The 3745-nt window shown below is 54.3% G+C and carries 3 protein-coding genes, 1 tRNA gene and 2 pseudogenes; 2 read left to right on the top strand and 4 right to left on the bottom strand.

Going from position 1 to position 3745, the window contains the following annotated elements; translation table 11 throughout:
* Both ABJD00_RS09935 and ABJD00_RS09940 read right to left on the bottom strand, forming a co-directional pair.
* Positions 1 to 429 (bottom strand): IS6 family transposase (locus ABJD00_RS09935; protein WP_413854383.1); only part of this gene is annotated, 429 nt, incomplete at its 3' end.
* 60 nt (positions 430 to 489) lie between these two features.
* Positions 490 to 717: pseudogene (locus ABJD00_RS09940) on the bottom strand (IS110 family transposase); the annotation flags it as partial.
* A 1513-nt stretch (positions 718 to 2230) separates the two neighbouring features.
* Between ABJD00_RS09940 and ABJD00_RS09945 the strand changes: the two are divergent.
* Both ABJD00_RS09945 and ABJD00_RS09950 read left to right on the top strand, forming a co-directional pair.
* The gene (locus tag ABJD00_RS09945) at positions 2231 to 2365 is read left to right on the top strand and encodes a hypothetical protein (RefSeq protein WP_413849043.1); all 135 of its coding nucleotides are present in this window, start codon (positions 2231 to 2233) and stop codon (positions 2363 to 2365) included.
* A gap of 573 nt (positions 2366 to 2938) precedes the next feature.
* Positions 2939 to 3235 (top strand): hypothetical protein, encoded by a 297-nt coding sequence (locus ABJD00_RS09950; RefSeq protein WP_413849045.1) that lies wholly within the window; start codon positions 2939 to 2941, stop codon positions 3233 to 3235.
* Positions 3236 to 3308: 73 nt separating this feature from the next.
* On the opposite strand, the gene ABJD00_RS09955 is transcribed toward ABJD00_RS09950, so the two are convergent.
* Positions 3309 to 3384: transfer RNA gene (locus ABJD00_RS09955), tRNA-Trp, on the bottom strand.
* Positions 3385 to 3558: 174 nt separating this feature from the next.
* A pseudogene (gene tuf, locus ABJD00_RS09960) lies at positions 3559 to 3745 on the bottom strand (elongation factor Tu); the annotation flags it as partial.

Consider the following 3745-nt stretch of genomic DNA (forward strand, 5'->3'; position numbering starts at 1 on the left):
TGCCAGACCGTCCGTCACGACCACGTCAGGACTGCCGTGCTTACGCATTGCTTTCTTTAAGAATTTCAACGCAGCCTTCTTATCACGTGCCTTCGTGACGAAGCTTTCCAGGATTTCGCCTTCATGATCGACAGCCCGCCATAGATAATGCCGCTCGCCGTTGATCTTCACGAATACCTCGTCCAGATGCCAGCGCCACTTGCTGGATTTCATGCCCGCAATCCGCCGTTTTCTGATCTCGGACGCGAACATCGGACCGAACCGATGCCACCAAAACCTCACGGCTTCATGACTCACATCGATGCCACGTTCATGCAGCAGATCTTCCACATTGCGGAGCGACAGCGGAAACCGGACATACAACATCACTGCCAGGCGGATAATCTCACGGCTCGTTTTGAAATAGCGAAATGGATCAAGATTGGTCATCTTTAGACGCTACGAAACCGCCCTGCCCGGCTCAAGTCAGTTTCTTCTGACAGTGCCAACCGGCGCGATCAGCTTCACGACGTGGCCAAGCTTACTCAGTTCACGCGCCCAATAATGGCTGGACCCGCACGCCTCCATGCCAATCAGGCAAGGCTCCAGTTTCCGGAAAAAGGTAAACATCTGAGCGCGCCGCAAAGAACGGTTAAATGCAACCGTCCCATCCGCCGTGATCCCGTGAACCTGAAAGACGTTCTTGGCCAAATCCAGGCCGATTGTGGTAACTTGCATCGGGTGGCTCCTCTCATAAGCAGTTCATGACAACTGCACTATGGCGCATTACGACGCCGGTTGAAGCAGGAGCCATCCACCCCATCCCGCATGTTAGACACTCATGCCCAGCACAGCGAACGTCTGGATTGGGGTTTGGCCGAATTGCACGATTTGGATGTCCGGTTTGGGGAAATCGCGCTGCAGTGCCGCGAAACTTTGTGAATCTTGATTGGGCGGGTCCGCCGGAATTTGCTGCACCCGCATCAGGTAGCTTTGTCCGCACAACGGATGCGCAGACAACATGCGGCGAAGGCCCGTTTCGAGCCCAAAGCGGCATTTCTAACTCTGTGCAAACGGTTCAAGTGGCTCTGCGAATTGCGAAAATTCCAAGGTATTTTCTGGGCGCTGACGTGGCGGAAATGTGGCAGCTTTGTGTTCTCTTGCTGGCTGGCGCCACAGTTTTGGAATTATGGTTTAAAAACAATCCCTGCTGCGCCCCTACATGCCACATTTGATTGGTACATTTTTCACCCATCACACGGCAAAACTATCAACGTGTCGGTGGAATACTTGATGAATTGTTTGGATCAGCCGCGACTTGTTAAAAGTAATCATCGAACAAAATTCGATAAGTGATGCTAGTAATGAGTAGGCCGTGTGTTGCTGCGGCTGCTTGGTACAAATGTAAACAGTAAGGACCCTGCCATGTTAGATCTATTCGCCTTCTCGATGATATTTTCCGCTCTGATGATCGTAGAGCTTTTTGTTAACAAAGTCGGGCTGCGCAAGCGCACCAGATAGTTTGACTTCGCGGGTACTTTTTCTCGGGACTTCCCGAGAAAAAGTCAGCGGTGTTGGAAGCAGGTTGTGGGCAGCCTTTGTGATTGCGGTAGTCATGCATGTCGTAAATTTGTAGGCTTGTCGCGGCTGTAGCCACATGTGTTGTTTTTTGTTCTCAACTCGAGATCAACGCGTCAGCGGAGTCGCACTCCGCTAATTTTGCAAACGACTGTTGCATACCGCTGCCTAGAATTTGTACTGCCAAAAAAACGACAACGGTCGCTTTATTATAAATTTATTTGACGTTTGAGGTTCGCGATTTATCAGTCGTTGCGGCTGTCGTGCCCCCCTAAAACTGTGCCATTACTTCTCACCAGCAGAGACGTTCCATGAATGTGTTGCGGCGATCCGTTGAAACGGCAGCTCAACTCAGTCATTCGACTAATGGTGCCCGAATGTCCGGTCTGGCTAGATCCACCTTTTCCCGCGATGTCCGCATTGGGCTGACTGCGGATGTTGCCCCCAGTTGGCGCGCAATTAAGTTCGACCTTGATGCCCCGGGATTGTTCTCCTAATGTTCCAGGCATGACACCTTCGTTCACCATATGCAGCCTTCGAATACAGTTCTGATTTCAGAACAATATTCCTTTAAAGAGGCTGGACAGGTGCACTTCGGTTTTGATTTCCAAAAGTGCTGTTTGATCTGACGGTTTGATTGAGCCGGGCCTCCTAGTATTTAGACGAGGCCCGAGTGACCGATACACATAAACCTGATGAAGAAGATGAACGACAAGCAGCTTTGGAGCTCATCAAGCAGTACAGTAGCCATGTGAAAGATGGCTTTGACGACCTGTTCGAAGGGTGGGACCATATCGGCATTGCATAGGTCCGTGACGCGATCATCGGGTCAGCGACAAAGTCCGAAATCCGCGACGCCTTGTCGTGAACGAATCCAGATGAGTCCGATGAAACCTGGTGTGTGGAAACCTACACCCGGTTTTCAAAAGTCCGATTTCGGGATCAGCATGTCGGTGCCCGAGCGGAGACGGCGCTGAGAAGATGCCGGGCCGTTCTTTCGCAGAGCGAATTCGAAGCACTTAAAAAGGCGATGCCCCGGATCCAGGAGAAGCCAGGGCGACCTGGGACGTATCTCATCGACGTTCATAATGAGGATGATCTTCCCAGAACTGTGAGCAAAGAATTTGAAGATATCGACGCACTGCTCCAAATCAGAGACACGGCACCCTGCGCGACGGCACCAAGACAAACGAGGGCCGAAAGGTTCTGCTGGTGCCTCGGGTGGCGAAGTTGCTCTCAGCCCGACGCGAGACCGTCTCAGGGCCGCTGGTGTTCCCTGCCCCCTCGGATGCGGGCCTGTGGCGTCCCTCCAACGCGACGCAGGCCGTGCGCCGCGCCGCTGCGCGGCTTGGCGTGACCGGCGGCTTCCACTCGCGCCGTCATGGCGGGAATCACCCATCTTCTGGAGCAGGGCGTGGACATCAACACCGTTTCGAAGTTCGCGGGGCACTCCGATGTGGCTATGACCTCGGGGACCTATGGGTGGGTGTCGGACGAACTGGCGCAGCAGCAGATTGTCGCCGTCGGCGGGGCCATGGACGGCCAACCAAAACCGCAGCCGACGGCAGACCTGCCGCCCGAGGTGATGCTTGAAGCCATGCGCTTTTCGGAAAAAACCGGGCACCCTCTGGACACTGTGTTGCAAATGCTGCGCGGTGCTACTCTAGCCGCTGAATAGCGGTTTGTGACTTTGGGCTGTGACTTTGATGGTCGTCACCTAGCCCCTATCGACCGTAAGTCCTTGTAAAGATTGGCAGGGGCATCAGGGTTCGAACCCGAGACCTACGGTTTTGGAGACCGTCGCTCTACCAGCTGAGCTATACCCCTGCGGTGCGGGCGGGATATGCGATGGCAAGATCAAGATCAAGACCTCATTCGCGCATCTACCAGGCGGCGAAAACAAAAAAGGTCGCTCTGTTAGAGCGACCAATTGACGGGCGGTGTTTTGTCCACCGTACCTTTGCGCAGTAGGGCGCACCTGTGGGTGCGCTCTACCCGCCTTTACTCAGTGATCTTGGACACAACACCGGCGCCGACTGTGCGACCGCCTTCTCGGATCGCAAAGCGCAGGCCCTGCTCCATGGCGATCGGTGCGATCAGCTCAACGCCGAAGGACACGTTGTCGCCGGGCATAACCATCTCGGTGCCTTCAGCCAGCTGAACCGTGCCGGTCACGTCCGTTGTACGG

The organism is Tateyamaria sp. (assembly GCF_039945315.1).
Classification (GTDB): domain Bacteria; phylum Pseudomonadota; class Alphaproteobacteria; order Rhodobacterales; family Rhodobacteraceae; genus Tateyamaria.